This window comes from Extibacter sp. GGCC_0201 (genome assembly GCF_017566055.1).
GTDB lineage: Bacteria > Bacillota > Clostridia > Lachnospirales > Lachnospiraceae > Extibacter.
The window spans coordinates 173,318-199,885 of sequence record NZ_JABFCH010000003.1 but is presented as its reverse complement, the minus strand read 5'-3'; the positions used below and the strand labels follow the sequence as shown (position 1 = coordinate 199,885).

The window sequence follows — 26,568 nt, the reverse complement described above, 5'->3', positions numbered from 1 at the left end:
CAGATTCAGCTGCCAAAATAAAATATAAAATTTACACACTTAACTTGACAAAGTCGGAGACGGCGGATGTCCGCCATCCATCCCTTTCCGGGCGTCAGCTTCGTGTCATCCTATTTCTTGATATATCCCATGACCATCTTCAGCATCTGATCGATCTGATCTCTTTCCTGTTTTGATTTTCCTTCTTTGAGTATTTCGAGTATCAGTGTAATCTCATCTGGTGAGAACTGGATTCCCTTCTTGTTCGCATTTGTAATGAGCGCCATAAGTACCGGAGCCAGGTTCTTGCCTGATTTTCCCTCCGTCTGTTTGGCCGCCGTCTTGATCAGTTCAAGCTTAAGCGGATCAAGGTTCTTCATGGCCGGATTGTTCATCCATTCGTTCATATCTTTCTTCTCCTTCTTTTTTGGGGTTGTCGTTACTGTTATTATATGCCTGTGCCATGTCCGATTCGAACATATTGCTGTAGGTCTGGAACATTTCCTGCTGCTCCGGGTCCATCATGCCCATCATCATGTCCATGGGATTGAAGCCGCCGGACGCGCCGCTGCTGCCGTCTGCCGTCTGGGTGCTCTGGACCATTTCCATCATATTCATCATCATTTCCATCTGATCCATCATTTCTTTTTCTTCCGGAGCCATGTATGGCTTCAGATCCTCGAACATTCCGAGAGGGGCGAAGCCATTCCCGGAGCCCCTTTTGGCGCCCCGATCCGGAAAGCCGTGGAAATAATCCATCGTATAGCGGAATTCCAGAAATTTGATATATATGGCGAGAAACCTCTGGTTAGAAGAAGGAGTGTATGGAAGCATCAGCTTTAGTGTATATAGATAAGGAGGAGTCACCATATTGTCAAACGGAGTCATGGGTTTTGGAGGTCTACGTTCCATAAGCACTCCTTTTTATAACGTTGTAAATATATATGTGCGTAAGAGTAAAATTATGAAAACGGGGAAAACTAATCTATATATTTTCCATATAATAACAATGAGCAGGTGAACAGGAGGGATATGGCATATGAACCGGAAATTGATCATTGACGGGAATGCAATCTATGAGATAGACGAGGACTGCATGTTGAAAAACAGGGTGAACGATGAGAAGAATAAAAAAGAAGAGGAACACGGGAAAAACCGGGATGACAGCAGCAGCAGAAAATAATCGGCCCGGCCCATTTGCACCTTCCGCTGATACGTGCTATATTTAGCCATATAACACGTATCAAAGGCAAATGGGAGAAGCTTATATGACACTTACACAATTGAAATATGCCATCACCGTGGCAAATGCAGGTTCCATAAACGAGGCGGCCAGAAGGCTGTTCATATCACAGCCGAGCCTGTCCTCGGCTGTCAGGGAACTGGAGGAGGAAATCGGCGTAGACATCTTCCGCAGGACGAACCGGGGGATATCTGTCACGCCAAAGGGCGAAGAATTTATAGGCTATGCAAGACAGGTCGTGGAACAATATGAGCTCGTAGAGTCCAAATATATCGCGAAGGAAAAGACGAAAAAGAAATTCAGCGTTTCCATGCAGCATTATACGTTCGCTGTGCATGCATTCGTAGAGATGGTTAAGCAGTTCGGGATGGACGAGTATGAATTTGCCGTCCATGAGACGAAGACGTACGACGTCATAGAAGATGTGAAGAACTTCAGGAGCGAGATAGGCATCCTCTATGTCAACGACTTCAACCGCAAAGTGCTGACGAAGCTGTTCCATGAGTATAACCTGGAATTTCACGAGATACTCGTATGCGGCATCTATGTATTCATGTGGAAAGGGCATCCACTGGCCGGCAGGAAGGAGATTGCACTGGAGGAGCTGGAGGAGTATCCATGCCTTTCCTTTGAGCAGGGAAACTATAATTCGTTTTACTTCGCGGAAGAAGTGCTGAGCACATACGAATATAAGCGGCTGATCAAAGCCGACGACAGGGCTACGCTCCTGAACCTGATGGTAGGGCTGAACGGGTATACGCTCTGCTCCGGCATCATATGCGAGGAACTCTATGGCTCCGATTACTGCACCGTAAAGCTTAAGTCGGACGAGAAGATGTCCATAGGATACCTCGCCAGGAAAGGCGTGAATATCAGCCCTCTCGGGCGGAAATATCTGGAAGAAATTGCGAAGTTCAAAGATAAAGCGCTCGGGTAATAATAGAGCAAGACTTATAAGGACAGCTGGCTATAGACTCAGACTATAGCCGGCTGTATTTTTTATGAATTAACACTTTTTCCGGCGTGGTGATATAGTATCAATATCAACAAATTCAACAAAAAAGGGTGATAAGATGTCAGAGATAATGATAGAAAATCTGTGCAAGACATACGGTTCCAAAGATGGCAGTGTGGAAGCGCTGAAGGACGTAAGCCTGACGATTGGAGATGGTGACATATACGGCATCATCGGAATGTCCGGGGCGGGAAAGAGCACGCTTGTAAGGTGCATGAACTTCCTGGAGCGCCCGACAGGAGGAAGAGTTCTCATAGGAGGGCGGCCTCTTGGCAGCCTGTCCGAAAGAGAGCTCCGCAGGCAGAGGGAACGCATTGGAATGATATTCCAGCACTTTAACCTGCTCATGCAGAAAACCGTCCTGGAAAATGTATGCTTTCCGCTTTACATACAGGGTAAGAGAAAGAAAGAGGCCAGAAAGAGTGCGGCTGAACTGCTAAAGCTGGTAGGGCTTGCTAACCGGCAGATGGCGTATCCTTCCCAGCTGTCAGGCGGGCAGAAGCAGAGGGTAGCCATCGCTAGGGCGCTTGCCTCAGACCCTGAAATCCTGCTGTGCGATGAGGCCACAAGCGCACTGGATCCCCAGACGACCTCCTCAATCCTGGAGCTTCTGAAGGATATCAACAAAAGATTTGGAATCACTGTCGTAGTCATTACGCATCAGATGGCTGTCGTGAGAGAGATATGTACGCATGTCGCTGTCATGAAAGGAGGGCAGATAGAAGAAGAGGGGAAGGTGGATGATATCTTCGCACATCCCAGGTCTGCGGCTGCCAGAGAGCTTATCCGGGGCGACAGAGGCGAGGATGTGCAGGAAAGGCTCAGACGGCCGGATAAAGAAATCTGTAACGGCAGACAGATAAGGGTAGTCTTTTCGGAAAATTCGGCCTTTGAACCGGTCATTGCCAATATGATTCTGGCCTTTCGTGAGCCGGTCAACATACTGAGGGCAGATACGAAGAACATAGGTGGTGTCGCAAAGGGAGAGATGATACTGGAATTCGCTCCTGGCAGTATTAATATAGAAGCAATGAAAACATATATGTCCCGCCGGGGACTTGAGGTTGAGGAGGTGACGGAAGATGTGGAGCAGTGACATTACGCTTATGATAGTAAAAGGAGTAAAGGAAACGCTATATATGACAGTGCTGTCTGCCGGGGCAGGCTACCTGTTCGGCCTTCCTATGGGGGTGCTTATGGCGGTATCCGGCAGGGAAGGCATCAGGCCGAACCGGATACTTTACAAGGTGCTGGACGTGGCGGCCAACATCGTGAGAAGCATTCCGTTCCTGATTCTGCTGATTCTGCTTATTCCGTTTACCCGTGTAGTCGTAGGGCAGAGCTATGGCTCCTCTGCGACCGTGGTGCCGCTTGTCGTGGCGGCGGTTCCGTTTATAGCCAGGATGGTGGAATCTTCCTTGATGGAAGTGGATGCCGGGGTGGTTGAGGCAGCCAGGTCCATGGGCGCAGGGAATATGCAGATTGTAAGAAAAGTGCTGCTTGTGGAGGCGAGGACATCCCTCATTACAGGCGCCACCATCGCCACAGGTACGATACTCGGTTACTCGGCAATGGCGGGGACCATCGGAGGGGGAGGACTGGGCGACATAGCCATACGGTACGGATATTACCGCTATCAGACAGACATCATGGTCGTAACCGTTGTCCTGCTCGTCCTATTAGTACAGTTGTTCCAAACGGCAGGCATGTCATTAGCTTCCCGTTTAGATAAAAGAAAGTAGAAATGGAGGAAATAATCATGAAAAAGATAGTATCAGTCTTATTGACAGGAGTATTGGTGACCGGGGTGCTGGCAGGCTGCGGCAGATCGGGCGATAATGAAGCAGAGGCGAAGGGTTCTGAGGACAAGGTGATCAAAGTGGCCGCCTCCGCCACGCCCCATGCTGAGATTCTTGAAGAGGCGAAGGGGCCGCTCAAAGAGAAGGGATATGACCTTGAAGTGACCGTGTTTGACGACTATGTGCAGCCGAACGAAGTCGTTGAGAGTGGTGAATTTGACGCCAATTACTTTCAGCACGCCCCGTATCTTGAAAGCTTTAACAAAGAGAAGGGGACCCATCTTGCCGCGGCGGGAGAGATACATTACGAGCCGTTCGGCATCTATGCGGGAACGAAGAAAAGCCTGGATGACATCAAGGATGGTGACAGCATAGCGGTACCCAACGACACGACGAATGAGGCAAGAGCGCTGCTGCTTCTGCAGGATAATGGAATCATCAGGCTCAAAGATGGTGCGGGGCTTGATGCGACGGTAAACGATATCATCGACAATCCACGCAATGTGAAGATAGTCGAACTGGAAGCGGCACAGATTGCCAGGGTCGTGGAAGAGACTGCCTACGTCGTGCTAAACGGAAACTATGCGCTGGAGGCAGGGTATTCAGTGGCAAAAGACGCGCTGGCATATGAGACGACGGATTCAGAGGCGGCCAGGACGTATGTCAATATCATCGCTGTCAAAAAGGGGGACGAGGAGAAAGATGGGATAAAAGCGCTGGTAGAAGTGCTCAAATCCGCTGACGTCCGGAAATATATAGAAGAGACATATGAAGGGGCGGTCATCCCGTATGAATAGGATGTTAAGAAGCCTGGTGTGAAAGAAAGAAAAGAGGGCTGCCACAACAAAGTGGCAGCCCTTTCCATATTCAATTAAATGTCAGATTAGCATCCGCATCCGCAGTCGTTTCCACAGCCGTTGCCGCCGAAGCCGCCACAGCAGCAGAGTAACAGGATGATCCAGATACAGCTGTCATTGCCGCATCCGCCGCCACAGCCATTGCCACAGCCATTACCGCCGAAGCCGCCGCAGCAGCAGAGTAACAGGATGATCCAGATACAGCTGTTGCCGCCAAATCCGCAGCCACAGTCTCCACCACATCTTGATTCACAACCACATCCGCAGTTTGTTGCACTTAAATCGCTCATAATTGAAAGCCTCCATATATGTTATTTACACTACATAATATGCGTGGGGTGCAGATGTGTGAAACAAAAGGTTATTTAATATTTTATCAGCTTTCTGACCGAATGCCGGAATCTGTGCGACCTGCCCTGAAGCTTCAGCTTCTCTACCGGCGTGACGCTTTTCTTCACATATTCATCGTACATCGTAAGCAGGTAGGTGATGGTGATGTTCCGGTTCTTATACCATGTAAACAGGAGCCAGTTCATGATGTCCGGATGCCAGTATTTTTCCGGTATAGCCGCATCTTTCAGTATGATGATATACTTGAGCGCCTGCATGGATAGCTGGGCCAGCCGGGTCGTCTCTTCCTTCTGGCGGAACAGTTCGTTACTCTCTGTGATAATCTCATACAAGGCGCCGGCGGCCTTCCAATATGTAACAAAAGTATCTTCTTGCGTCTGTTCCCGCCCCGAATCATCTGCTTTCAGGTCAAACGTCTGCATGTCCTGCCCGCGGCCGCTGATTTCCCTGTCATATTCCGCGCGTCTGGCTGCATCGGACAATACCCCATATGCTTCCAGTATCTCCTGCATCTTGTCTGTCGTATCGATTCCATTTTTGATGTTGGCGTCCGGATGGTATTGCTTGGCCAGCGTATTCTTGGCCGCAGTAATCGCATCTTGCGTCGCCTTTGTTGAAACCCCTAATATATCATAATAATTCTGATTTTCCACAATATCCTCCCCTTAAGTCATATATGGATATAGAATCTATTATATCTTACGACAAAATATGGAAGAAATCAATTTTAATTTCCATGTCAATGACTTTTAAATTTGTTTCATAAGCCCATCAGGATGATTTGAATATCCTAATAGAAAAGGGTAAAAACAATCATGAAACATGTAAAGGATCTGACAGATTATTGGTGCGAGGACACCGTTTCAGGCAAATATACAGGTAAGAATGTTGGAATCGCGGTTCTGGATACCGGTATCGTACCGCATCCGGACCTTAAAGATAGAATCAAAGGATTTAAAGACTGCGTGGGCGGACGTGGCCGGATGTATGACGACAATGGGCATGGGACTCACGTGACAGGCATACTTGGGGGAGACGGGAGGATGTCGCGTGGCGTCCATGCGGGGATGGCCCCGGATGCAGACCTTTATAGCATCAAAGTGCTGGATGCAAGGGGACAGGGGACGGTGGACGGTATATTGAGGGGCATGCAGTGGCTCCTTGAACATTGGTATGCATACGGCATCCGAATCGTAAATATGTCCGTCGGTGCGAATCTGGAACTGGAAGATGAAAAGGGGAAAGAACTGGAGCAGGCGGCGGAGGCTCTGTGGGATGCAGGGCTGATCGTTGTCGCGTCGGCGGGGAATTATGGCCCCGGGGAAGGAACCGTGTCCGTGCCAGGAACGAGCAAGAAGATAATCACCGTAGGGTCTTCGGATATCATAGTATCGGCAGGAGGAAAGCGTGCCAGCTACTATTCTGGCTGTGGCCCTACACAGGAATGCGTCGTAAAGCCAGATGTCGTGGCACCGGGAAACCAGATCATATCATGCAACAGCAGGTTCGGCATAAAAAGGCAGAAGCCTTATACGGTCAAAAGCGGGAGTTCCATGGCAACGCCGGTCGTGTCGGGAGCAATCGCGCTTCTTCTGTCCAAGTATGGCGATATGTCCAATGTAGAGGTGAAGCTTAAGCTGCGTGAGAGCTGTGAGAGGACGGAAGAGAAACAGGGATGGGGAAGGGTCAGGATATCGAAGCTTCTGGACAGCAGACGCCTGAAATAAATTATTGTATTATAAATAGATTATCGTACCTTTTATCCTGTCTCTGCCAGGAAGCCATATGCTATAATAAGCGTATAATTGGTGGAAACTCGTCTTGTGATAGACAAAAAGAAGTATAAAGATTTCCCTGAATGTAGGTTTTAAGTCTCCGCAATCGCTGATTATGCCTGAATAGATGGAGAGGGTGTCAAGAAAAAACACTTGACACCCTCTCCATTTTGTTATATGATATCACAGGTGAACAACATGAATGAGATATTAGAACAGGCTTTGCTTTATGATTTTTACGGTGAACTTCTGACGGAACATCAGAAAGAGATTTACGAACAATTCGTGCTTGAAGATCTGTCGCTCGGAGAGATTGCCGCGGAGACGGGCATCAGCAGACAGGGAGTGCATGACCTCGTCAAGCGGTGCGGCAGAACGCTTAAGGGGTATGAGGACAAGCTGCATCTTGTCGGGAAGTTCGTCAGCATCAAAGAGAAAGTAAAGCGGATTGATGAATTGCTGGACGGATATGAGGAGCGAAAGCCGCAGGAGCTTGTGGCAGACATCCGGAAGATATCCGATGAGATTATAGAGGAGCTGTAGCATGGCATTTGATAGTTTGACGGAAAAACTGCAGAACATATTCAAGAATTTAAGAAGCAAAGGGCGGCTGACAGAAGACGATGTAAAAGAGGCGCTGAAAGAGATTAAGCGGGCGCTGCTGGCAGCAGACGTCAATTTCAAGGTAGTCAAAGGATTCATTAAGAACGTCCAGGAAAGAGCCGTGGGGCAGGATGTCATGAACGGCCTGAATCCAGGTCAGATGGTGATTAAAATCGTCAACGAAGAGCTGGTAAAGCTGATGGGTTCAGAGACGACGGAGATCAAGCTGCAGCCGGGAAGTGCCGTCACGGTCATCATGATGGCCGGCCTTCAGGGCGCGGGTAAGACGACGACGACCGCAAAGCTGGCAGGAAAGTATAAGCTAAAAGGAAAGAAGCCGCTGCTCGCCGCCTGTGACGTGTACCGTCCCGCTGCTATCAAGCAGCTGCAGGTCAACGGGGAAAAGCAGGGGGTGGATGTATTCTCCATGGGAGACAGCCACAAGCCGGCGGACATCGCGAAAGCCGCCGTCCTGCACGCGCAGAAGAATGGCTGCAATATCGTGATTCTCGATACCGCAGGCCGTCTGCATATCGACGAAGACATGATGGCGGAGCTTCAGGAGATTAAGGAAGCAGTTGAGGTGCATCAGACGATTCTTGTCATCGATGCCATGACTGGTCAGGACGCGGTCAACGTGGCTGCTGATTTCAATGATAAGATAGGAATTGACGGAGTGATCGTCACCAAACTTGACGGTGACACACGCGGCGGTGCCGCGCTGTCTGTAAAGGCAGTTACCGGCAAGCCGATACTATATGCAGGTATGGGGGAGAAGCTGTCCGATCTGGAACAGTTCTATCCCGACAGGATGGCGTCACGTATCCTCGGCATGGGAGATGTGCTGACCCTGATTGAGAAGGCGGAAGCCGAGATAGATGAAGCAAAAGCGATAGAGATGAGCAGAAAGCTCAAGAAGGCCCAGTTTGATTTTGAGGATTATCTGGAGAGTACGAAGCAGATGAAGAACATGGGCGGCCTGGGAAATATCATGAACATGATGCCGGGGCTCGGCGGCATGGGCAAGATGAAGGGGCTTGACGATGAGCAGGCAGCCCAGGCGGAGAAGAATATGGCGCGTATGGAGGCTATGATATATTCCATGACCCTGGAGGAGCGCCGCAATCCGGATCTTCTGAATCCTTCAAGAAAGCATCGAATTGCAAGAGGCGCTGGTGTGGACATCAGCGAGGTAAACCGAATGGTGAAGCAGTTCAATGAGATGAAGAAGATGATGAAGATGATGGGAAAAGGTGGTAAGAAAGGCAAGTTCAGGCTTCCTTTTTAACCTATAAATCAATATGAAAGAGAAATAAGTGGAGGTGAAACAGATGGCAGTAAAAATCAGATTAAAAAGAATGGGACAGAAGAAGGCTCCTTTCTATAGAATCGTTGTAGCAGATGCAAGATCCCCGAGAGATGGCAAGTTCATCGAGGAAATCGGCACATACGATCCGAACCAGGACCCAAGCGTATTTAAAGTTGATGAAGAAGCAGCCAAGAAGTGGTTAGGCACTGGCGCACAGCCGACAGAAGCTGTAAACAAGATCTTCAAAGCAGCCGGAATCGAAAAATAGGCTGAAGTCTGGAGGCGTATAGCATGAAAGAATTAGTGGAAGCAATTGCGAAGGCACTTGTCGACAATCCTGACAGCGTAGTAGTTACGGAGCGGGAGGACAAGAAGACGACGATTCTGGAAGTACATGTTGCGGATTCCGATATGGGAAAAGTAATTGGAAAACAGGGGCGTATCGCCAAAGCAATCCGTTCTGTCGTTAAGGCAGCCGCGGCAAAGGAAGATAAAAAAGTAATCGTAGATATTATGGATTAATTTTAAGGGCCGCCCCCTGTTCACGCAGGGTACCGGCCCTTTTTGGCATCGTGTGAAAAAAGGGGATGCCTTTGATAAGGAGAACACAGATGGAAAAGATGTTTAAGGTGGGAGTCATAACATCGACCCACGGAATCCAGGGCGAGGTTAAGGTATTTCCGACTACTGACGACCCGGGACGTTTTAAAATGCTGGAGCACGTGATACTGGATACAGGAAAGAGTACGATACAGCTTGAGATTGAGAAGGTCAAATTCTTCAAAAAGTTTGTCATTCTCAAGTTCAAGGGCATTGATCATATAAATGAAGTGGAGAGGTACAGAAGATGTGACCTTCTTGTAGAGAGAGAGAACGCGGTACCCCTTGAAGAAGGAGAATACTTTATCGCAGATATGCTAGGCATGGAGGTCCAGACGGATGACGGCGTGCCGTTTGGAAGGCTCAAAGACGTCATAGAGACCGGGGCCAACGATGTATACGTCATCGCAAGCCCGGTCCATGGGCAAGTGCTTGTGCCGGCTATCCGGGAATGCATACGGGATATAGACATTGAACAGGGCATGATGACGATACATCTGATGGAGGGGCTCATATAATGCGTTTTTATATCATGACATTATTTCCAGAGATGGTGATGAACGGGCTCGGTACAAGCATTACAGGGCGGGCGATGGAGAAGAACCTGCTCGGGGTAGAGGCTGTCAATATCAGAGACTATGCGTTCAACAAGCATAACAGCGTAGATGATTACCCATACGGCGGGGGCGCCGGCATGCTGATGCAGGCGGAGCCGGTATATCAGGCTTACAGCGCCGTCAAGGAAAAGGCAGGCAGAAGCCCCAGGGTCGTATATCTGTCCCCGCAGGGACGGACGTTCAACCAGGAGATGGCAGAAGAGCTGGCCAGGGAAGAAGAACTCGTATTGTTGTGCGGGCATTATGAAGGGATCGACGAGCGTGTGCTTGAAGAGATCGTGACCGATTACGTGTCCATCGGAGATTATGTGCTGACAGGGGGCGAACTTCCGGCCATGGTCATAGTGGATGCCGTCTCCCGTCTCGTGCCGGGAGTGCTTCACAATGACGTGTCGGCAGAGTTTGACAGCTTTCAGGATAATCTGCTTGAATATCCGCAGTATTCCCGTCCCGAAGTCTGGCACGGGAAACAGGTTCCTCCGGTGCTGCTGTCCGGCCACCATGCCAATGTGGAAAAATGGAGAAGGGAGCAGTCTGTCATACGCACGGCCAGGAACAGGCCGGACCTGCTCGAAAAAGCAGATTTGGATGAAGCAGAAAAAGAACTTGTCCGGGACTTGCTCAGGAGAGAGATAAATTAATCACAAATGCAGGAAACCCGCTGGCAATGACCGCACAGCTTGAAAATTTCAAGGAGGCATATCCAGAGGCGTACGAGAAGAATCTGAAAGCGGTTCCGATGGGACGCTTCGGGGATCCGGAGAAAGATATCGGACGCGTATGCGTGCATCTTGGATCGCCTGACTTCAAATATATGTCCGCTGAAACGCTTACGCTCGAAGGTGGTATGGGACAGCGTCCATAATATAAATAAATACTTGCAAAACATTGCATAATATGATAAACTATAGCATGTTGTGAAGAAAAGAGATGGTCCTCTGATACGAATGTATTAAGAACATCCAAGCAAACGAGGAGGTCACACATAATGAACGATATTATCAAAAATATTGAAGCGGAACAGCTGAAAGAAAACGCACCGGTATTCAACGTAGGTGATACGGTAAAGGTTTACGGTAAGATCAAAGAGGGCGCCCGTGAGAGAATCCAGGTATTCGAAGGGACAGTTCTCAAAAAACAGGGCGGCGGAGCAAGAGCTACATTTACCGTAAGAAAGAATTCCAACGGAATCGGCGTAGAGAAGACATGGCCGCTGCACTCACCAAACGTAGAGCGGGTAGAAGTGATAAGAAGAGGTAAAGTAAGAAGAGCAAAACTGAACTACCTGAGAGACCGCGTCGGTAAGAAAGCAAAAGTAAAAGAGCGAGTAAAATAAGAACGCATACTTTGAGAACGGTTCATGTTCAATAAAGTACGAAGTGAGGACAAGTACATAATGTATATTGTCCTCTTTCTGTTATAAGGGACAGGAGGTGCCAAGGAAGGCTGCGGCCTTTCACACTGTATGAGAAGAAGAAGGAAAAGCCTTGGCTTTGCCAGGAAGAGAAGAAGCATCCACATCAACTGGGAATATCTCCCTGTCATCGGAAAGTGGTCTTTTAAAATTGCGGTCGTCTGCCTTCTGGCCTTCGTGTATGTGTGGTATTTCGGACAGCGGGTCAGCACGATAGGAGATTCGATGAATCCGGTGCTCGAAAATGGCGATGTGGTACTTATCAACCGGATCGTCTACAATGCCACGAGTCCAAAGCGGGGAGATATCATAGCATTTAAGCCAAAAGGCAATGAAAATGCGCATTATTATATCAAGCGTATCGTAGGCCTGCCCGGTGAGACGGTAGAGATCATCGAAAACAGCATCTATATTAACGGCAAGAAGATAGAGGAAGATTACAAGACGACAGATATTGATGACGTCGGGATAGCGTCCGAGGAGATTACGCTTGGCGGAGACGAGTATTTCGTGCTCGGAGACAACCGTGAAAACAGTGAGGACAGCCGCAACGCAGACGTCGGCAACGTGAAGAGGGACTATATATACGGGGAAGTATGGTTCACGGTATCCCCAAGAAAAAATATCGGGTTTGTAGGATAAGGAGAACAATTATGCATTTTCAATGGTATCCGGGTCATATGACGAAAGCAAAACGTATGATGCAGGAAAATATGAAGCTGATAGATCTGGTGATTGAACTGGTAGATGCCAGGATTCCACTCAGCAGCAGGAATCCTGACATAGATGAGCTTGGAAAGCACAAAGCGAGGCTTATACTGCTTAATAAGGCGGACCTGGCTGACGATAAATGGAATGACGCATGGGCGGAATATTTCAGGTCAAAAGGATTCTCCGTCGTGAAAGTCAATTCGAAAAAAGGCGGCGGGATGAAATCCATCCACGGCGTAATCCAGGAAGCCTGCAGAGAAAAGATAGAGAGGGACAGAAAACGAGGCATATTGAACCGGCCCGTGCGAGCCATGGTGGTCGGTATCCCAAATGTAGGAAAGTCTACATTCATCAACAGCCTGGCGGGGAAATCATGTACCAAGACAGGGAATAAGCCCGGTGTTACGAAGGGGAAGCAGTGGATACGTCTGAACAGACAGGTGGAACTGCTTGATACGCCGGGAATCCTCTGGCCGAAGTTTGAGGATCAGCAGGTGGGGCAGAAACTGGCCTTTATCGGCTCTATAAAAGACGACATACTGCAGACAGAAGAACTGGGCGCACAGCTGATACGCTTTTTGCTGGACAATTACCCGGGAGTATTGGAAAGCAAGTATACGATTGAGGAAGACAACGACGTCTATGTCACGTTGAGCCGGATTGCGGAAAGCAGGCACTGCCTCGTACGTGGCAGTGAACTGGACACGGAAAAAGCCGCGCTGCTCCTTCTGGACGACTTCCGGAATGGCAAGATGGGACGCCTGACACTGGAATATCCGCCGGAAGTATGATAGAATGCATAGGTAAGCATTGAGAAAGGGGCACACGACATATGTCAAGACGCAGAAAAAGAGATGTGGGGGGAAGTGTACTGAGGGAGCTGGGAGGCTGGCTTCTCTACATACTGATAATTGTAGGCCTGACGTACCTGATCATTACCTTCGTGGGACAGCGTACCCGTGTAAGCGGATATTCTATGGAACCGACCCTGAGCGACGGCGACAGCCTTATTGTAGATAAAATAAGCTATCGCTTCCGGGATCCTAAGAGGTTTGACATCATAGTATTTCCATATAAACATGAAAAGAACACTTACTATATCAAGAGGATTATCGGTCTGCCTGGCGAAACGGTGCAGGTGACAGACGGTTATGTATATGTAGACGGGCAGAAGCTGGAAAGCGACACGTATGGGGCAGAGCCTATACAGTCCCCGCAGACGGCGGCAAGTCCAATCACGCTCGGCGAGGATGAGTATTTTGTGATGGGCGATAACAGAAACCACAGTTCTGACAGCAGGGATCCGAGCGTAGGCGTTATCAAACGGAAGGATCTGATGGGGAGGGCGTTCCTTCGCGTCTATCCGTTTGACCATATAGGAGTTATCAAGCATGAATAAGCGGGAAGAAGAAAAGCTTCGTAAACAGGAAGAAAAGCTGCTGAAAGAGCTGGAACGCACAGAGAGCATGAGCGTATATGAAAAGGAATATGACATGTGCCGCTATATCTGCGGCATAGATGAAGTAGGCAGGGGACCGCTTGCCGGGCCGGTAGTGGCCGGTGCGGTCATCCTGCCTAAAGACAATCCTATCCTGTATCTGAACGATTCCAAAAAGCTGTCGGCAAAGAAAAGGGAACTGCTGTATGATGAGATTATGGAGAAGGCCGTAGCGACCGGCATCGGCATCGCAAGCCCGCAGCGGATTGATGAGATCAATATCCTGCAGGCTACATATGAGGCGATGCGTATGGCAATCGCAGATCTTAAGATGCGGCCGGATATCCTGCTCAATGACGCGGTAACGATTCCCGAAGTGGACATTCCCCAGGTCCCCATCATCAAAGGAGATGCCAAAAGCGTATCCATCGCTGCGGCAAGCATAATCGCCAAGGTGACAAGGGACAGGCTTATGGTGGAATATGACGAGGTTCTGCCGGGATATGACTTTGCAAAGAACAAAGGATATGGTACGAAGGCACATATTGCCGGACTGAAAGAACTGGGGGCTTCTCCTATACACAGAGCGACATTTATCAGGAATTTCGTATGAGCGGGGAGCCGCGATGCAAAGAGGTAGAGATGGCGTACAATAAGAGAGCAGAGGGCAGCCGGTACGAGCAGATAGCCGGGAAGTATCTGGAAGAGCGTGGTTATGAGATCATCTGCTATAATTACCGGTGCCGTATCGGAGAGATTGATATCATAGCAAGAGACGGTGAGTCTCTTGTATTCTGCGAGGTAAAATACAGAAGGGATACATCCAAAGGCCATCCTGCAGAGGCGGTGGATGCTAGGAAACAGCGCGTGATTGCAAGATGCGCCATGTACTATATCACCGCGAACAGGTTGCCCGAGATACCTTGCCGGTTTGATGTAGTGGCGATATTGGGCGAAGAGATAACCCATATCAAGAATGCATTTGAATATTGAGGAGAACATATGAAGCTGGATTTGAAGTACAAGAACAAGGAACATATATTTGACATCAGAGAACAGGGAGGGGTGCCGTATCTCGCCTATCCGCTGCTGGAAGAGACAGGCATTGTCACTCATGGATTCTCAACAAGGCTTGGAGGCGTCAGCACGGGAAACTGCGCGACGATGAATATCAGCACGACACGTGGGGACGCGCCGGAAGCTGTAGAGGAGAACCGCAGACGCATCGCGGCCGCCATTGGGGTAAAGCCGGAAGACATGACATTCACGCACCAGACGCACACGACAAATGTGGCGGTAGTGGAAGAAAAGGACAGGGGCACCCGCTTTATGGAGACAGATGGCATGGTGACGAACGTGCCCGGCATATGCCTCGTCACATTCTATGCCGACTGTGTGCCACTTTATTTTGTGGATCCGGTGCACAGGGCCATCGGCCTTACGCATTCCGGGTGGCGCGGCACGGTAGGACGTATAGGCAGGATTACGGTCGAGAAGATGGCTGAAAATTACGGCACGGATCCAAAAGACGTGATAGCGGCCATCGGCCCGTCTATCTGCCAGGACTGCTATGAAGTGAGCGAGGATGTCATCTGCCGTTTCAGGGAATATTTTCCTGAGGAATGCTGGCCGGATCTGTTCTATAATAAGGGGGACGGAAAGTACCAGCTGGACCTTTGGAAAGCCAATGAACATGTACTTGCGGAAGCTGGTATCCTGAAGGAACATATAGCGACGACGAATGTCTGTACACATTGTAATCCGGACATTCTTTTCTCTCACAGGGCGACCGGAGAGAGAAGGGGCAACTTAAGCGCGTTCCTTGCACTTAAGTAGACGCAGGAGGAGTATAAGTTATGGGAACAAATGAAGTTACGGAAGTTACACAGGAGGCGGTGGAAAATGCCAATGAATTCGTGCAGTATTTCCAGGATCATATTCCGTCTCTGATAGGATTCGGGATAAAAGTATTGATTGCTCTGATCGCATTTTTTATCGGAAGAATCCTTATAAAATGGGTAAGGAAGATCGTGAGGGCGTCTCTGGAACGTTCTGAGGCGGATAAAGGCGTAGAGCAGTTTGTAGATTCGGTTCTCAAAGCAGGGCTTTACATCTTGCTCATATTCTCCATTGCCGCCAAACTGGGTGTGGATACCACATCTGTGGCGGCGCTTGTGGCATCAGGAGGCGTGGCCATCGGCCTTGCGCTGCAGGGGAGCCTGTCAAATTTTGCGGGAGGCGTGCTCATCCTTCTTTTAAAGCCGTTCACGGTTGGGGATTATATCATAGAAGACTCCAATGGCAATGAAGGCACCGTAAAAGAGATTCAGATATTCTACACGAAGCTAAGCACGATCGACAATAAGACGATCGTCATTCCAAACGGCATGCTCACGAACAACAGCCTGACCAATGCAACAGCCAAGGACGTAAGACGGCTCGACCTGAAGGTAGACATCTCCTATCATGCGGACTTGAGAAAGGCAAAGGATATCATTGAAAGTCTGCTGAAGAAAGATGACTGCATATTGAAAGAGGAAGAGATCAGTGTCTTCGTGGATGAGCTGGCGGCGAGCGCGGTCATCATCGGAGCCCGGGCGTGGGTGAAAAGCGAGGACTTCTGGCCGACAAGGTGGCGGCTGCTGGAAGAGATCAAGCTGACGTTGGATGCAAGGGGAATCGAGATTCCGTACCAGCAGGTGACGGTGCATATGTCACAGCAGAATCAACAGAGATAGCAGAAAAATTAAAATCAGCGCAAGCCTTCCGGGCTTGCGCTGATTCTATATAAGCTGGAAATCGGACTTGAACCGACGACCCCTTCATTACGAGTGAAGTGCTCTACCGACTGAGCTATTCCAGCCTGTCGACTGCTTGACCGCAGCCACAAATATTATTATAGCGTATTTGCCAAGTTTTGCAAGAACTTTTTGCAAATATTTTAAAGATTATGTTAGAATGGGTTATACAATGTATAAAAATCGTATGTGATGAGGAAAGAGATATGGAACATAGCGTGATTTATCCCCGCCCGCTGAAAAAAGGAGACCAGGTATGTGTCATCGATCCGGCCAATGCATTTACAGAGGAGGGTATCCGCAATGCGCGGGCTTTTTTGGAAGGGAACGGATTTCAGGTCGTCATCTCGGAGGACATGGCATTCAAACGGGGGACGCCCGAAGAGCGGGCAAAGCGGCTGAACGGCGTACTGCGCAATCGAGATAACAAAGCGGTGCTCTGTATGTGGGGCGGCTATGGTACGATACCGCTGCTTGACAAGATAGACTATGAGGCGTTAAAGGCGAATCGGCCTGTATTTTCCGGGTTCAGCGATATAACCGCCATACATATTGCTATCCAGAATAAGACCGGCCTCGTATCGTTTCACGGCCCGGCGCTCTACAGTCCGAAGCGTCCGGTTACACCGGATGCGAAGCAGCAGTTTATTGACATGGTGACAGAGCCGCAGAAGAGGAAGGAACTGTCCAACCTGAACGGTGAACCGTTTTGCATCGTTAGAGGAGGCACCGCCAGGGGACGGCTGACAGGAGGGAATATGACAATCATAAGCCGTCTCATGGGGACGCCTTACGAGATTGACACAAAAGACAGAATCATATTCCTGGAAGAGGTGGGAGAGAAGCCGTACCGCCTTCACGGAATGCTGTATCAGCTCAAGCTTGCCGGTAAATTCAGCGATGCTGCAGGCGTCATCATCGGCGGCCTGACCGGGTGTGATGACGAAGGCCGTCCCGGAAGCGGAGAAGAGGCTGTCCGTACCGTTCTGGAAGATGTAGATATTCCAGTTATCTGCAATGTGCGCTCAGGCCACTTGTGCGATCCTCTGACGCTGCCTCTCGGAGCAGAAGCAAAGCTGGAAGGAGACAGAGTAATCATCATAGGGACATGAATGCAGAAGCGGGTGCTCTTGCATTTTTTGTGATTTAATGTTATAGTATGAATAATACTAATAACATATAGAAAGACTTTTTTCGTACAAGCAGGGAGGGGTTCCAGTGGAGTGCATGCTGACGACTGATCTGGCGTCAAAGAAGCTCGGCGAACGTATATGGCCGGATTACATCAGACATTTTAAAAGCAGCACGACTGCGGCGTCATACAGGGCGGACATACAGGAATTCATGGAGTATTGCGGGAAGGATTTTCTTGCAACAGGCCAGAAGGATGCAGAACGGTATTATGTGCATCTGAAAGATAAGCAGAGACAACATATTCTGGGCGCTCAGACAGTAGCCAAGAAGATAAGAGAACTCCATTCCTTTGCCGGTTATATAGAAGAAAACAAGGCGGCATACAAGGTGGGGGAGGCATTTCGAGACTACTTCTGCCACTTCTCAGGAGAGCTTGAAAGACAGGAAAGGCTGGCAGGATCAATACCTGTAGAACATGTGGACACGCTATTTAAAGCGGCAGAGGATAATCTGATGGCCTATACCATCTTTACACTGCTGTACAGAGTGTCACTGTCTTCGACAGAGATTGCGGGACTTCGGATCGAAGACTTTGCAGCTTACGACGATGGGGTATATGTAGCGGCAGGGAACCGGAAAGAACCGTGCTTCGTACCAGATGACGCAGCAGAAGTGCTGGAACGGTATCTTGAAAAAGAAGTCACGGAAGGATACCTGTTCTGCAACAGCCGCGGCAAGAAGCTGAACGTAATGTACATAAGCCGTCTTATGAAGAAGTATACGTTACAGGCAGGGATTCCGGGCTACAGCGCACAGGAGCTTAAGAATTCCTGTGCGTTCACCCTGTTTGCCTACGGGGCCGGACCGGAAGAGACAGCCAGGCAGCTCGGAATTACAGTGACGCAGATCAAGCGCTATAATGGAAGGAGCTACCGGGATAATATGATGAGGAAAGCCAACGAGCTTGTGAAGCTCAAAGTGGAGCCGCCTGGAAGCGGTGCCGGAAATCCTACGCCTCGTCGGCGATTTTCAGGATAAGCCGGCGTGTGTCCTCCCATCCAAGACACGGGTCGGTGATGGACTTGCCGTATGCCCGGCTGTTGGCAATCGGCTGGCAGCCTTCTTCGAGATAACTTTCGATCATCACTCCTTTGATAAGGCTTTTCAGCCCGGAATCGTATCTGCGGCTGTGGAGCACTTCGCTGACAATCCGTATCTGCTCTTTGTACTGCTTGTCGGAATTAGAATGGTTCGTGTCAATTACCGCCGCAGGATTCTTCAGTTCCCGCTCCTGATACAACGCAAGCAGCCGCATCAGATCTTCATAGTGGTAATTGGGGATACATGTGCCGTACTTGTCCACACCGCCCCTGAGTATTACATGTGCAAGCGGATTGCCATCTGTCGTCACATCCTGCCCACGGTAGATGAAGCTGTGTGAACTCTGGGCTGCGGTAACGGAGTTGAGCATGACGGAGAGATCCCCGCTCGTAGGATTCTTCATACCGACAGGGATATCCATACCGCTGGCAGTCAGGCGGTGCTGCTGGTTTTCGACAGAGCGTGCGCCGATGGCTTCGTAAGAAAGGATATCGTCCAGATAGCTTCGGTTTTCCGGATACAGCATTTCGTCCGCGGCAGTGAGCCCGCTCTCCTTTATGGCGCGTATGTGCATCTTGCGGATGGCGATGATGCCTCCCAGAAGATCAGGTGCTTTATCCGGTACGGGCTGGTGGAGCATACCTTTGTATCCTGCGCCTGTAGTACGGGGCTTGTTCGTATAGATTCTCGGGATAAGCACAAGCCGGCTGCATACTTCTTCATTAAGTCTCGCCAGCCGGCTGACATATTCACATACAGAGTCCTCATTGTCAGCGGAACATGGACCTACGATTACCGCAAATTTGTCGGACAGCCCTGTGAAGATGTCACGGATTTCCTTATCCCGTTTCTGTTTTAACGCAATCATATCATCTGCAAGCGGATACTCGGATTTTAAATCTGCTGGCAGAGGAAGTTCTTTATTTACTGTCATTCCCATAACATCACCTGCTTTCTTTATTATACGGAGTTGATTGTACCACAGTTGGCGCATTTTGTAAAAATATGTAGATACTTGCGATATTTTTTACTATATTTTGACATTTGGATAAGCTATAATAGAGGAAAAACAATCAGTATAAGGGGTACATAGAGTATGGAGGAAAGAGAATTTAAGATTTGTACATGGATTCACCATGCGGCCACAATCACAGGGCTGTCAGCGGGCATCTGGGCGCTGGACAGAAGAACGCGGGGCACGGGGCGGAAACAGAGCGTGCTGAAAGAGACTGCGCTCGTACTGTACATAATCAGCCAGATATGGGCGGCGGTTAAGATAGTGGCGTCACTTTTGTCCGGCAGGGAGCGGATGAAAGACAGCTATGACAATATACACAGTCTGTGCAATGATAAGCAAAAGGAGAGGGGACTCACCTGGATGCTTACCATCGTATCAGCCTGTGTCAAAACAGGCATGCCGGTCATGCTCAGATAACAGCATCTGCCGGAAAAGCAGTATGTACATGCGGCAGGATAGGCGGTATAATAAAGGCACAAAGGAGGAGTCACATGGAAGCATACAGATGGAAGACGGCGGTAGTCACTCTGAGCGATAAAGGGTATCATGGGGAGAGAGAGGACAAGAGTGGTCCTTTGATTCAGGAGATTATGTCAGAAGAAGGATATGATATTGTCGAAAATGTCCTTCTGCCGGATGAACAGGATATGATTGAGCGGGAGCTCATCCGGTTAAGTGACGAAGCGCATATGGATTTGATATTCACAACAGGAGGAACGGGATTTGCAGAGCGCGACCGTACGCCGGAAGCCACGCTTCATGTGGGAGAGAGGAACGCGCCGGGGATAGCAGACGCCATCCGCTATTATTCTCTTCAGGTAACGCCAAGGGCAATGCTCGGGCGCGGCGTGTCCGTCATACGGGGAAAGACATTGATCGTGAATCTTCCCGGGAGCCCTAAGGCGGTCAGGGAAAGTCTGGGGTTCATCCTGCCGTCCCTCGGACACGGACTCGCGGTTCTGACCGGAAGAGAAGAGGAATGTGGCAGGCCGGACCCGCTGCACAGGAAGGCGTGTTCGCGAAAGTGATACAAGGCGGTTTCATAGAAGCCGGGAATGTCATGAAGGCGCTGTCCAATCGGCAGCCACTTTGCGAAACTCCAAATTGGGAATAATTACTTCATTTTCCATCCATACTAAATGAAAGATGATTACCAGGAGGAGTGGAAGCTTATGAATATGAACGAGATTGAATTGAAGCGTATTGACGGTACGGTGGAAAGCATGGAGAAGTACAAGGGGAAGATTCTCCTTGTCGTCAATACTGCAAGCAAATGCGGATTTACGCCGCAGTATGAGGAGTTGGAGGGGCTCTACCGCAAATACAGAGAAAAAGGATTCGAAATCCTTGCGTTTCCGTGCAACCAGTTTAAGGAGCAGGAGCCGGGTGATGACAAGGAAGTGGAGGCATTCTGCAGAAAGAATTACGGGGTGACCTTTCCCGTATTTTCAAAGACGGAGGTAAAAGGGGAGCATGCACATCCGCTCTACCGCATGCTGACAGAAAAGCAGGAGTTCAGAGGATTCGATTCCGGACACCCGCTGAGCGGCAAGCTTCACGAGATTCTGTCTGCTGAAGACCCGCATTATGAGGAAAATAACGATATTAAGTGGAATTTTACTAAGTTCCTGATCAACAGGGACGGCACCGTCGTAGACCGGTTCGAGCCTACCGCCGGCATGGAGAAAGTAGAGCAGGCGGTAGAGCAGCTGTGCAGATGATCATTTTATGAAGTCAAGAAAATTATTGGAATAGATATCATCCAGTACAGGGCGGGGCAGTCCGAGCCCATGCATGGTAACGGGGGGCCTTTCTACGACATAGTGCCCGTCTGACTTAAGGAGATAGTCGCCTTCTGTCTCGAGATAGCCCCGAATCAGCTTGATGCGGGACCGGCATTCTTCCAGATTGAGCGGTACGTTTTCTGATTTGATGAGTGCGCGTGCCCCGATATCTGTGCCATAGAGGATACGTTTCCTGTACGTCAGGAAGAAATCCCTTGCCCTGCCGGCCTGGGACGACAGATTGTAGTAGAGCTCGATGCCGGGCGTGATATCAATCCTTATCTCAGGGAAGGCATCCAGTATTTTGGACAGCCGCTCCAGCTGTTTTGAGAGAAAGAAAAAATGTGGAAATAGAATTTTTAGCCGGGGATGGCGTTCTAAGACATGCAGCATCTGGGCGTACTGATCTTCATTGCCTACGAAAGTGCCGTCATAGAACCACCCGGCTTTTCTTACATAGTCGGCTACATTATCTGCATCCCAGAATTCTTCCGGGTCATTTATATGCATATATACAGGAATCTGTTCCTCTTCCAGCCTTGCCCAATAGGATTCCCACACAGGGCTGTCAAAGTCAGGGACGCAGAAGCGTTTCCTCACATCGGGCTTCCCCTCCAGCATCTTGATACCGGTACAGCCCATATCCAGAAGCCTGGTCACTTCTCTGTCGAGACGTCCGGGAAGGGGGGAGGCCCCATCCATGGGAAGGGAGGCCGTATCGTAGACCGAACGGCTGATGCCGCCGAAGACATATACCTGCACTGCGCATTGTTCTTTGAATGTGAATGCATCTTCTTCCACCGGCAGGAGACCTCCCTTTGGAATGCACTGCAGTGCGACCGCCTCAAGCCCGGCCTCGTGAATTATCTTGTTCAAGCGTTCCATGCCGACAGATGCGGCGTAGTGGATATGCGCGTCAATCATAAGAACTCCTCCTGTATGAATTGTTCTGTCTGCTGTATAAAGCTGGCAGGGTCAAGTTCTCCGTTGCCAAGCTTCTGGTGGATGAAGAGCCCGTCGGACAGGAGCAGAAGCAGCCAGGCAAAATAGTCGGAGGGAACCCTGTCTGTGCGTTCGCCAATCTTTTCTGATATGACACCGGCGAATTCCCGGTAGCGGTCCAGAAGCTTTTCCCGGATCGTTTCATTCCCAAGCATGGCGTCATAGAAAAGGTGAAGCCGCATCCCCGCGGTAGAAATATCCCGCTCCAGAATATACTTTACAAGCCTGTGTACGGAAGTATCTTTGGAGGCATCCCCGGTCCATTCGATGAGGTCATGATACTGCCTGTCCAGATACTTGTCCGTGATGTCAAACAGAATGTCGGTCTTCGTCTTATAGTGGTAGTATAGAGTACCTTTTGAGATGCCGGCAGAGCGTGCAATCTCAGAGAGGGAGATATCGGAAAGCTTCTTCGACCTCAGCAGATCTTCCGTCGTCTCTATTATCAGTTCTTTTACATTGTCTTTTCTTGGTGCAGCCATATCAAATCCCCTTATCCCTTTTATACATCCAGTTTACAGCCCGTACACCGGAATGTCAATTTCAGATTCTTCCGGCATATGACTGCTTTCTGATTGACAATTAAAAACGGCTTTGCTACTATGAGAATAAGAAGTCGGTCGTGCGGACGACTATCGGGAAAGAAGTGATTGGATGCATGGAGATAAACTGGAGAAGAAGCTGAATAAGAAGCTGAATAGGCACTACGGGACAGCGGTACGGGCCAGGATAGAAGAAGATGCCATCCGTGTGTCAGGGACACTGTCAAGATGGGCAGATATCGTAGCTGCGTGCAGCATGTGCGTACAGAAAGGAACACGTATGCATGTCGTCAATGATATCGTGCTTGACGGCGTCACGATGCCTCAGATGCGCATGCCATCCTGGAGTGATGAGGAGCTGGAGGGAAGACGGCCGGATGTCCTCATCATCGGCGGGGGGATATCAGGAGCCAGTATCGCCAGGGAGCTTGCCAAATGGAAGCTGGATATCCTGCTTGTGGAGAAGGAGGCGGACCTTGCCGTTCAGGCATCAGGCAGGAACGACGGAGAAGTGCATCCGGGTGTGGACCTGAATAAAGGGACGCTGAAGCAGCACTATGTCCTTGCGGGGAATAAGATGTATGACAGAATATGCCGGGAGCTTCATGTACCTTTCGACCGGTGCGGCCAGTATGTGGGGTTCACCAGGTGGTGGATGTATCCGGCTGTGCTGGCCTATGTCTTGCACAGAAAATACATATGCAAAGTTACGGATACGATGATTCTTAGCCGGAAGGAACTTCAAAGGAAAGAAAAAGAGCTGAATCCCGCTATCTGCTTTGCCATGTACAATCCGAGCGCCGGATGTGTCTGCCCTTACGGCCTCACGATAGCCTATGGGGAGAATGCGGTAGAAAACGGGGTACAGATAAGCCTCGATACGGCGGTCCTAGGGATGGAGACAAAGGAGGGGCGGATAGAGAGCGTGCAGACGAACAGAGGCCGTATCTATCCTGCCATCGTCATCAACGCGGCAGGTACGTTTGCGGAGGATATCGCCGCCATGGCAGGAGACAGGTTCTATTCCATCCATCCACGGAAAGGGACGAATTCCATACTCGATAAAAAGGCAGGACATATCGTAAAAGGCATCGCATCCGTCAAGACGTTGACGCAGAATCCGGCCCACACGAAAGGGGGAGGCATCCTTCATACGGTACACGGCAACCTGCTTGTAGGTCCCGATGCAGAAGAGACTTACGAGAAGGAGAACTTTGCGACAAGGCAGGAGAGCATCGATGCCGTGTTCGCCAAGCAGAAGATGACGACCGGAAAGCTTGAAGAGAGGGATATTATTACATATTTTACCGGAGTCCGCCCTGCTACGTATGAAGAAGATTTCATAATAGAGAAAGGGCGCAGGACAAAAAACCTGATCCACTGCGCAGGCATACAGTCTCCGGGCCTTACGACCGCTCCTGCAGTGGCACTTGATATAGAGAGGATGGCATTGGAAGAGCTCCGTGAGATTATGGAGGTAGAGCAAAATGATACATTTAATCCCTTCCGCAGGGGGATACCGGTACTAAAAGATATGCCAGAAGAAGAAAGGGACAAGATGATCCGGAAGAATCCAGATTACGGAATCATCGTCTGCCGGTGTGAAGAGATCAGCAAAGGAGAGATTCTGGACGCGTTGAAATCTCCGCTCACCGTTCCTACGGTGGACGGAATCAAGAAGAGGCTGCGGCCCGGTATGGGGCGCTGCCAGGGAGGGTTCTGCATGCCTCTGGTCATGGATATCATAAGCGAGTACATGCAGCTTCCGCCTGAGGAGGTAACAAAGGCAGGAGATGGTTCTGCCATAACGTATGGCCGGACGAAAGGAATGGGCCAAAGGAGGCGGTACGATGAAGAGGCCATATGACGTGACGGTAATCGGTGGCGGCCCCGCGGGACTTGCAGCCGCACTCAAGGCGGATGAAGCCGGGGCGCGTGTTCTGCTTATCGAGCGGGAGGCCCGGATGGGCGGGGTACTGAAGCAGTGCATCCATGATGGCTTTGGCCTGATACGGTACGGCGAAAGGCTCTCCGGGCCGGAATATGTGGAGCGCTTTACGGAATCCTTGCGTCAGCGGGACATCACATGCCTGGTCCAGACGTTTGTCACTGCCGTTGATAAGCGTAAGGAGGGGTTCCTCCTTACCGTGGTGAACAGGAACGGTGTCGCCGCATATTGGACGAAGACGATCGTGCTTGCCACCGGCTGCCGGGAACGGACGGCGAAGCAGGTAGCTATCCACGGTACAAGGCCTGCCGGAATATTTACGGCAGGTACGGCACAGCATCTTGTCAACCTGTCAGGGCAGATGCCCACGAAGAGATGCGTCATCCTGGGAAGCGGCGATATCGGCCTCATAATGGCACGGCGTCTTACGCTGGAAGGGGCGGAGGTTGCCGGGGTGTATGAAGCCAAGGCAGAGCCGTCGGGACTGACGAGGAATATAGCCCAGTGCCTGGAGGACTATGATATTCCGCTTCACCTGTCCCACACGGTGACAAGAGTATTTGGCGATGGACGGATGGATGCAGTGGAGGTCGCCCGCGTGGACGGTGCGATGCACCCTGTGCCGGGGACGGAGAAGAGAATCAGCTGTGATGCGCTCATACTGTCCGTGGGGCTAATCCCGGAGAATGAGATTGCAGAATCCCTCGGGGTGCCTATGGACCAGGGGACACGGGGGCCGGTCTGCAATTCGGACTTCATGACCGATGTACCAGGTGTATTTTCATGTGGCAATGCGCTTCACGTCAGCGACCTGGTCGATTATGTGTCGGAGAGCGGGGAACTGGCAGGGGCTGCAGCTGCCGGCTATCGGCCGGAGGCTGTCAGGATGCATGATGTGCCGATTCGGCCGGATGGTTCGCTGCAGTATATCGTGCCCCAGAAGATAAATGTACATGAAAGGAAAGAGACGGTTCTGTATTTCAGAAGCCGGCATACGGTAAGGGATGGTACGTTTGCCATTGAAGCGGACGGAAAAGAGCTGCTTGAGAAGCATTACCGGAACTTAAGGCCCCCGGAGATGGAACGGATCGAGCTGGATTTCAGCAGGTTCGGGCTTAAAGAGGACGCCAGGATTACAGCACGTATCCGGCAGAAGGAGGGGATAAGATGAAAGAGCTGACTTGTATCGTATGCCCGAACGGCTGCACGCTTCGTGTGGAAGAGTCAATAGAGGGATTCCGGGTGACAGGTAACCTGTGCAAAAGGGGCGAGGAATTTGCTGTGGCAGAGCTGACCAATCCGATGAGGACGGTATGTTCTACCGTTGCAACGGCTTTTCCGAACGTACCGGTCATACCGGTCCGAGTGTCCAGGGAGATTCCAAAGGAACGGATATTTGACGTTATGGAAGAGATCAATAAGATTGTCGTATCAGAAAGAGTGGAAAAAGGAACTGTCCTTGTGGAAGATGTGCTTGGACTGGGAGCGGACATCATCGTGACGAGTAGTATACTTTCAGAGCAGGAGTAA

35 protein-coding genes, 1 tRNA gene and 1 pseudogene are annotated in these 26,568 nt (G+C 50.0%); 29 read left to right on the top strand and 8 right to left on the bottom strand.

Features of this window, described 5'->3' with window-relative positions; translation table 11 throughout:
• Window positions 1-110: 110 nt before the first annotated feature.
• Both HJV72_RS03510 and HJV72_RS03505 read right to left on the bottom strand, forming a co-directional pair.
• A complete protein-coding gene (locus tag HJV72_RS03510; protein ID WP_208068691.1) occupies window positions 111-386 on the bottom strand; it encodes a hypothetical protein in 276 nt (91 codons plus the stop codon).
• A complete protein-coding gene (locus tag HJV72_RS03505) occupies window positions 346-891 on the bottom strand; it encodes a hypothetical protein (RefSeq protein WP_208068689.1) in 546 nt (181 codons plus the stop codon). Before HJV72_RS03505 ends, HJV72_RS03510 begins: the two co-directional genes overlap by 41 nt.
• Window positions 892-1,018: 127 nt before the next feature.
• On the opposite strand from HJV72_RS03505, the gene HJV72_RS03500 reads away from it, so the two are divergent.
• From HJV72_RS03500 to HJV72_RS03480, 5 genes are all read left to right on the top strand, one after another.
• Window positions 1,019-1,162, top strand: a complete 144-nt coding sequence (locus tag HJV72_RS03500) for a hypothetical protein (RefSeq protein ID WP_208068687.1) — start codon at window positions 1,019-1,021, stop codon at window positions 1,160-1,162.
• An 85-nt stretch (window positions 1,163-1,247) separates the two neighbouring features.
• A complete protein-coding gene (locus tag HJV72_RS03495; RefSeq protein WP_208068685.1) occupies window positions 1,248-2,159 on the top strand; it encodes a LysR family transcriptional regulator in 912 nt (303 codons plus the stop codon).
• A gap of 136 nt (window positions 2,160-2,295) precedes the next feature.
• The gene (locus HJV72_RS03490; RefSeq protein WP_208068684.1) at window positions 2,296-3,333 is read left to right on the top strand and encodes a methionine ABC transporter ATP-binding protein; all 1,038 of its coding nucleotides are present in this window, start codon (window positions 2,296-2,298) and stop codon (window positions 3,331-3,333) included.
• Entirely contained in the window at window positions 3,320-3,979 is a 660-nt protein-coding gene (locus HJV72_RS03485; RefSeq protein WP_208068679.1) for a methionine ABC transporter permease, read from the top strand. Before HJV72_RS03490 ends, HJV72_RS03485 begins: the two co-directional genes overlap by 14 nt.
• 17 nt (window positions 3,980-3,996) lie before the next feature.
• A complete protein-coding gene (locus HJV72_RS03480; protein WP_208068678.1) occupies window positions 3,997-4,833 on the top strand; it encodes a MetQ/NlpA family ABC transporter substrate-binding protein in 837 nt (278 codons plus the stop codon).
• 86 nt (window positions 4,834-4,919) lie between these two features.
• Here the strand turns inward: HJV72_RS03480 and HJV72_RS03475 are convergent, their stop codons facing one another.
• Both HJV72_RS03475 and HJV72_RS03470 read right to left on the bottom strand, forming a co-directional pair.
• Entirely contained in the window at window positions 4,920-5,183 is a 264-nt protein-coding gene (locus tag HJV72_RS03475) for a chorion class high-cysteine HCB protein 13 (RefSeq protein ID WP_208068677.1), read from the bottom strand.
• Between the two features lie 75 nt (window positions 5,184-5,258).
• Window positions 5,259-5,897: a DnaJ domain-containing protein gene (locus HJV72_RS03470; RefSeq protein ID WP_208068676.1), complete on the bottom strand. Its 639-nt coding sequence runs from the start codon at window positions 5,895-5,897 to the stop codon at window positions 5,259-5,261.
• A gap of 162 nt (window positions 5,898-6,059) precedes the next feature.
• Between HJV72_RS03470 and HJV72_RS03465 the strand changes: the two genes are divergently transcribed.
• The 16 genes and pseudogenes from HJV72_RS03465 (at window position 6,060) to HJV72_RS03390 (ending at window position 16,449) form a co-directional block, all read left to right on the top strand.
• Entirely contained in the window at window positions 6,060-6,971 is a 912-nt protein-coding gene (locus HJV72_RS03465; RefSeq protein ID WP_208068673.1) for a S8 family peptidase, read from the top strand.
• A 246-nt stretch (window positions 6,972-7,217) separates the two neighbouring features.
• The gene (ylxM, locus tag HJV72_RS03460; RefSeq protein ID WP_208068670.1) at window positions 7,218-7,562 is read left to right on the top strand and encodes a YlxM family DNA-binding protein; all 345 of its coding nucleotides are present in this window, start codon (window positions 7,218-7,220) and stop codon (window positions 7,560-7,562) included.
• 1 nt (window position 7,563) lies between these two features.
• Entirely contained in the window at window positions 7,564-8,910 is a 1,347-nt protein-coding gene (ffh, locus tag HJV72_RS03455) for a signal recognition particle protein (RefSeq protein WP_208068669.1), read from the top strand.
• 43 nt (window positions 8,911-8,953) lie between these two features.
• Window positions 8,954-9,199 (top strand): 30S ribosomal protein S16, encoded by a 246-nt coding sequence (gene rpsP, locus HJV72_RS03450; protein ID WP_040434602.1) that lies wholly within the window; start codon window positions 8,954-8,956, stop codon window positions 9,197-9,199.
• Between the two features lie 23 nt (window positions 9,200-9,222).
• Window positions 9,223-9,453 (top strand): KH domain-containing protein, encoded by a 231-nt coding sequence (locus HJV72_RS03445; RefSeq protein ID WP_208068668.1) that lies wholly within the window; start codon window positions 9,223-9,225, stop codon window positions 9,451-9,453.
• Window positions 9,454-9,542: 89 nt separating this feature from the next.
• The gene (gene rimM / locus HJV72_RS03440; protein ID WP_208068666.1) at window positions 9,543-10,049 is read left to right on the top strand and encodes a ribosome maturation factor RimM; all 507 of its coding nucleotides are present in this window, start codon (window positions 9,543-9,545) and stop codon (window positions 10,047-10,049) included.
• Entirely contained in the window at window positions 10,049-10,789 is a 741-nt protein-coding gene (trmD, locus tag HJV72_RS03435; protein ID WP_208068665.1) for a tRNA (guanosine(37)-N1)-methyltransferase TrmD, read from the top strand. Before rimM ends, trmD begins: the two co-directional genes overlap by 1 nt.
• Window positions 10,790-10,800: 11 nt before the next feature.
• Window positions 10,801-11,013 (top strand): annotated as a pseudogene (locus HJV72_RS03430) (SDR family NAD(P)-dependent oxidoreductase); the annotation flags it as partial.
• 123 nt (window positions 11,014-11,136) lie between these two features.
• The gene (rplS, locus tag HJV72_RS03425; RefSeq protein WP_208068664.1) at window positions 11,137-11,484 is read left to right on the top strand and encodes a 50S ribosomal protein L19; all 348 of its coding nucleotides are present in this window, start codon (window positions 11,137-11,139) and stop codon (window positions 11,482-11,484) included.
• Between the two features lie 129 nt (window positions 11,485-11,613).
• Window positions 11,614-12,204, top strand: a complete 591-nt coding sequence (lepB, locus tag HJV72_RS03420) for a signal peptidase I (RefSeq protein WP_208068663.1) — start codon at window positions 11,614-11,616, stop codon at window positions 12,202-12,204.
• 11 nt (window positions 12,205-12,215) lie between these two features.
• Window positions 12,216-13,064, top strand: coding sequence for a ribosome biogenesis GTPase YlqF (gene ylqF, locus HJV72_RS03415; protein WP_208068662.1), 849 nt, complete (start codon window positions 12,216-12,218; stop codon window positions 13,062-13,064).
• A gap of 41 nt (window positions 13,065-13,105) precedes the next feature.
• Window positions 13,106-13,672 carry a signal peptidase I gene (gene lepB / locus HJV72_RS03410; RefSeq protein WP_208068661.1) on the top strand — a complete coding sequence of 189 codons (567 nt, stop codon included), beginning with the start codon at window positions 13,106-13,108 and terminating at the stop codon, window positions 13,670-13,672.
• Window positions 13,665-14,324 (top strand): ribonuclease HII, encoded by a 660-nt coding sequence (locus HJV72_RS03405; RefSeq protein WP_208068660.1) that lies wholly within the window; start codon window positions 13,665-13,667, stop codon window positions 14,322-14,324. The genes lepB (HJV72_RS03410) and HJV72_RS03405 overlap by 8 nt, the downstream gene beginning before the upstream one ends.
• Window positions 14,325-14,353: 29 nt before the next feature.
• Window positions 14,354-14,704, top strand: a complete 351-nt coding sequence (locus HJV72_RS03400; RefSeq protein ID WP_208068657.1) for a YraN family protein — start codon at window positions 14,354-14,356, stop codon at window positions 14,702-14,704.
• Window positions 14,705-14,713: 9 nt separating this feature from the next.
• Window positions 14,714-15,547 (top strand): peptidoglycan editing factor PgeF, encoded by an 834-nt coding sequence (gene pgeF / locus HJV72_RS03395; RefSeq protein WP_208068655.1) that lies wholly within the window; start codon window positions 14,714-14,716, stop codon window positions 15,545-15,547.
• 20 nt (window positions 15,548-15,567) lie between these two features.
• The gene (locus HJV72_RS03390; protein ID WP_208068653.1) at window positions 15,568-16,449 is read left to right on the top strand and encodes a mechanosensitive ion channel family protein; all 882 of its coding nucleotides are present in this window, start codon (window positions 15,568-15,570) and stop codon (window positions 16,447-16,449) included.
• A 52-nt stretch (window positions 16,450-16,501) separates the two neighbouring features.
• Here HJV72_RS03390 and HJV72_RS03385 read toward each other — a convergent pair.
• A tRNA-Thr gene (locus HJV72_RS03385) sits at window positions 16,502-16,574 on the bottom strand.
• A 141-nt stretch (window positions 16,575-16,715) separates the two neighbouring features.
• On the opposite strand from HJV72_RS03385, the gene HJV72_RS03380 reads away from it, so the two are divergent.
• Window positions 16,716-17,621 carry a S66 peptidase family protein gene (locus tag HJV72_RS03380; protein WP_208068651.1) on the top strand — a complete coding sequence of 302 codons (906 nt, stop codon included), beginning with the start codon at window positions 16,716-16,718 and terminating at the stop codon, window positions 17,619-17,621.
• A gap of 115 nt (window positions 17,622-17,736) precedes the next feature.
• Window positions 17,737-18,681: a tyrosine-type recombinase/integrase gene (locus tag HJV72_RS03375; protein ID WP_208068701.1), complete on the top strand. Its 945-nt coding sequence runs from the start codon at window positions 17,737-17,739 to the stop codon at window positions 18,679-18,681.
• Here the strand turns inward: HJV72_RS03375 and HJV72_RS03370 are convergent.
• Window positions 18,653-19,684, bottom strand: a complete 1,032-nt coding sequence (locus HJV72_RS03370) for a 3-deoxy-7-phosphoheptulonate synthase (protein WP_208068649.1) — start codon at window positions 19,682-19,684, stop codon at window positions 18,653-18,655. The two genes, HJV72_RS03375 and HJV72_RS03370, sit on opposite strands and share 29 nt — an antisense overlap.
• 156 nt (window positions 19,685-19,840) lie before the next feature.
• On the opposite strand from HJV72_RS03370, the gene HJV72_RS03365 reads away from it, so the two are divergent.
• The 3 genes from HJV72_RS03365 to HJV72_RS03355 all read left to right on the top strand — a co-directional run bounded on the left by HJV72_RS03365 (window position 19,841) and on the right by HJV72_RS03355 (window position 21,483).
• Window positions 19,841-20,179, top strand: coding sequence for a hypothetical protein (locus tag HJV72_RS03365; protein WP_208068647.1), 339 nt, complete (start codon window positions 19,841-19,843; stop codon window positions 20,177-20,179).
• 74 nt (window positions 20,180-20,253) lie between these two features.
• Window positions 20,254-20,790 carry a MogA/MoaB family molybdenum cofactor biosynthesis protein gene (locus tag HJV72_RS03360; protein ID WP_208068645.1) on the top strand — a complete coding sequence of 179 codons (537 nt, stop codon included), beginning with the start codon at window positions 20,254-20,256 and terminating at the stop codon, window positions 20,788-20,790.
• A gap of 144 nt (window positions 20,791-20,934) precedes the next feature.
• Entirely contained in the window at window positions 20,935-21,483 is a 549-nt protein-coding gene (locus HJV72_RS03355) for a glutathione peroxidase (RefSeq protein ID WP_208068644.1), read from the top strand.
• On the opposite strand, the gene HJV72_RS03350 is transcribed toward HJV72_RS03355, so the two are convergent.
• Together HJV72_RS03350 and HJV72_RS03345 are read right to left on the bottom strand one after the other, a co-directional pair.
• Window positions 21,484-22,470, bottom strand: coding sequence for an amidohydrolase family protein (locus HJV72_RS03350; protein WP_208068642.1), 987 nt, complete (start codon window positions 22,468-22,470; stop codon window positions 21,484-21,486). It abuts the gene before it with no gap.
• On the bottom strand, window positions 22,467-23,030 hold the full coding sequence (locus tag HJV72_RS03345; RefSeq protein WP_208068640.1) for a TetR/AcrR family transcriptional regulator: 564 nt from the start codon (window positions 23,028-23,030) through the stop codon (window positions 22,467-22,469). The genes HJV72_RS03350 and HJV72_RS03345 overlap by 4 nt, the downstream gene beginning before the upstream one ends.
• 172 nt (window positions 23,031-23,202) lie before the next feature.
• Here HJV72_RS03345 and HJV72_RS03340 point away from each other — a divergent pair, with 172 nt between their 5' ends.
• Genes HJV72_RS03340 through HJV72_RS03330 form a run of 3 tightly spaced genes read left to right on the top strand, consistent with a single transcriptional unit; the run spans window position 23,203 to window position 26,568 of the window.
• Window positions 23,203-24,957, top strand: coding sequence for an NAD(P)/FAD-dependent oxidoreductase (locus HJV72_RS03340; RefSeq protein ID WP_208068638.1), 1,755 nt, complete (start codon window positions 23,203-23,205; stop codon window positions 24,955-24,957).
• Window positions 24,941-26,209 (top strand): NAD(P)/FAD-dependent oxidoreductase, encoded by a 1,269-nt coding sequence (locus tag HJV72_RS03335; RefSeq protein WP_208068636.1) that lies wholly within the window; start codon window positions 24,941-24,943, stop codon window positions 26,207-26,209. Before HJV72_RS03340 ends, HJV72_RS03335 begins: the two co-directional genes overlap by 17 nt.
• Window positions 26,206-26,568 carry a DUF1667 domain-containing protein gene (locus HJV72_RS03330; protein ID WP_208068635.1) on the top strand — a complete coding sequence of 121 codons (363 nt, stop codon included), beginning with the start codon at window positions 26,206-26,208 and terminating at the stop codon, window positions 26,566-26,568. The genes HJV72_RS03335 and HJV72_RS03330 overlap by 4 nt, the downstream gene beginning before the upstream one ends.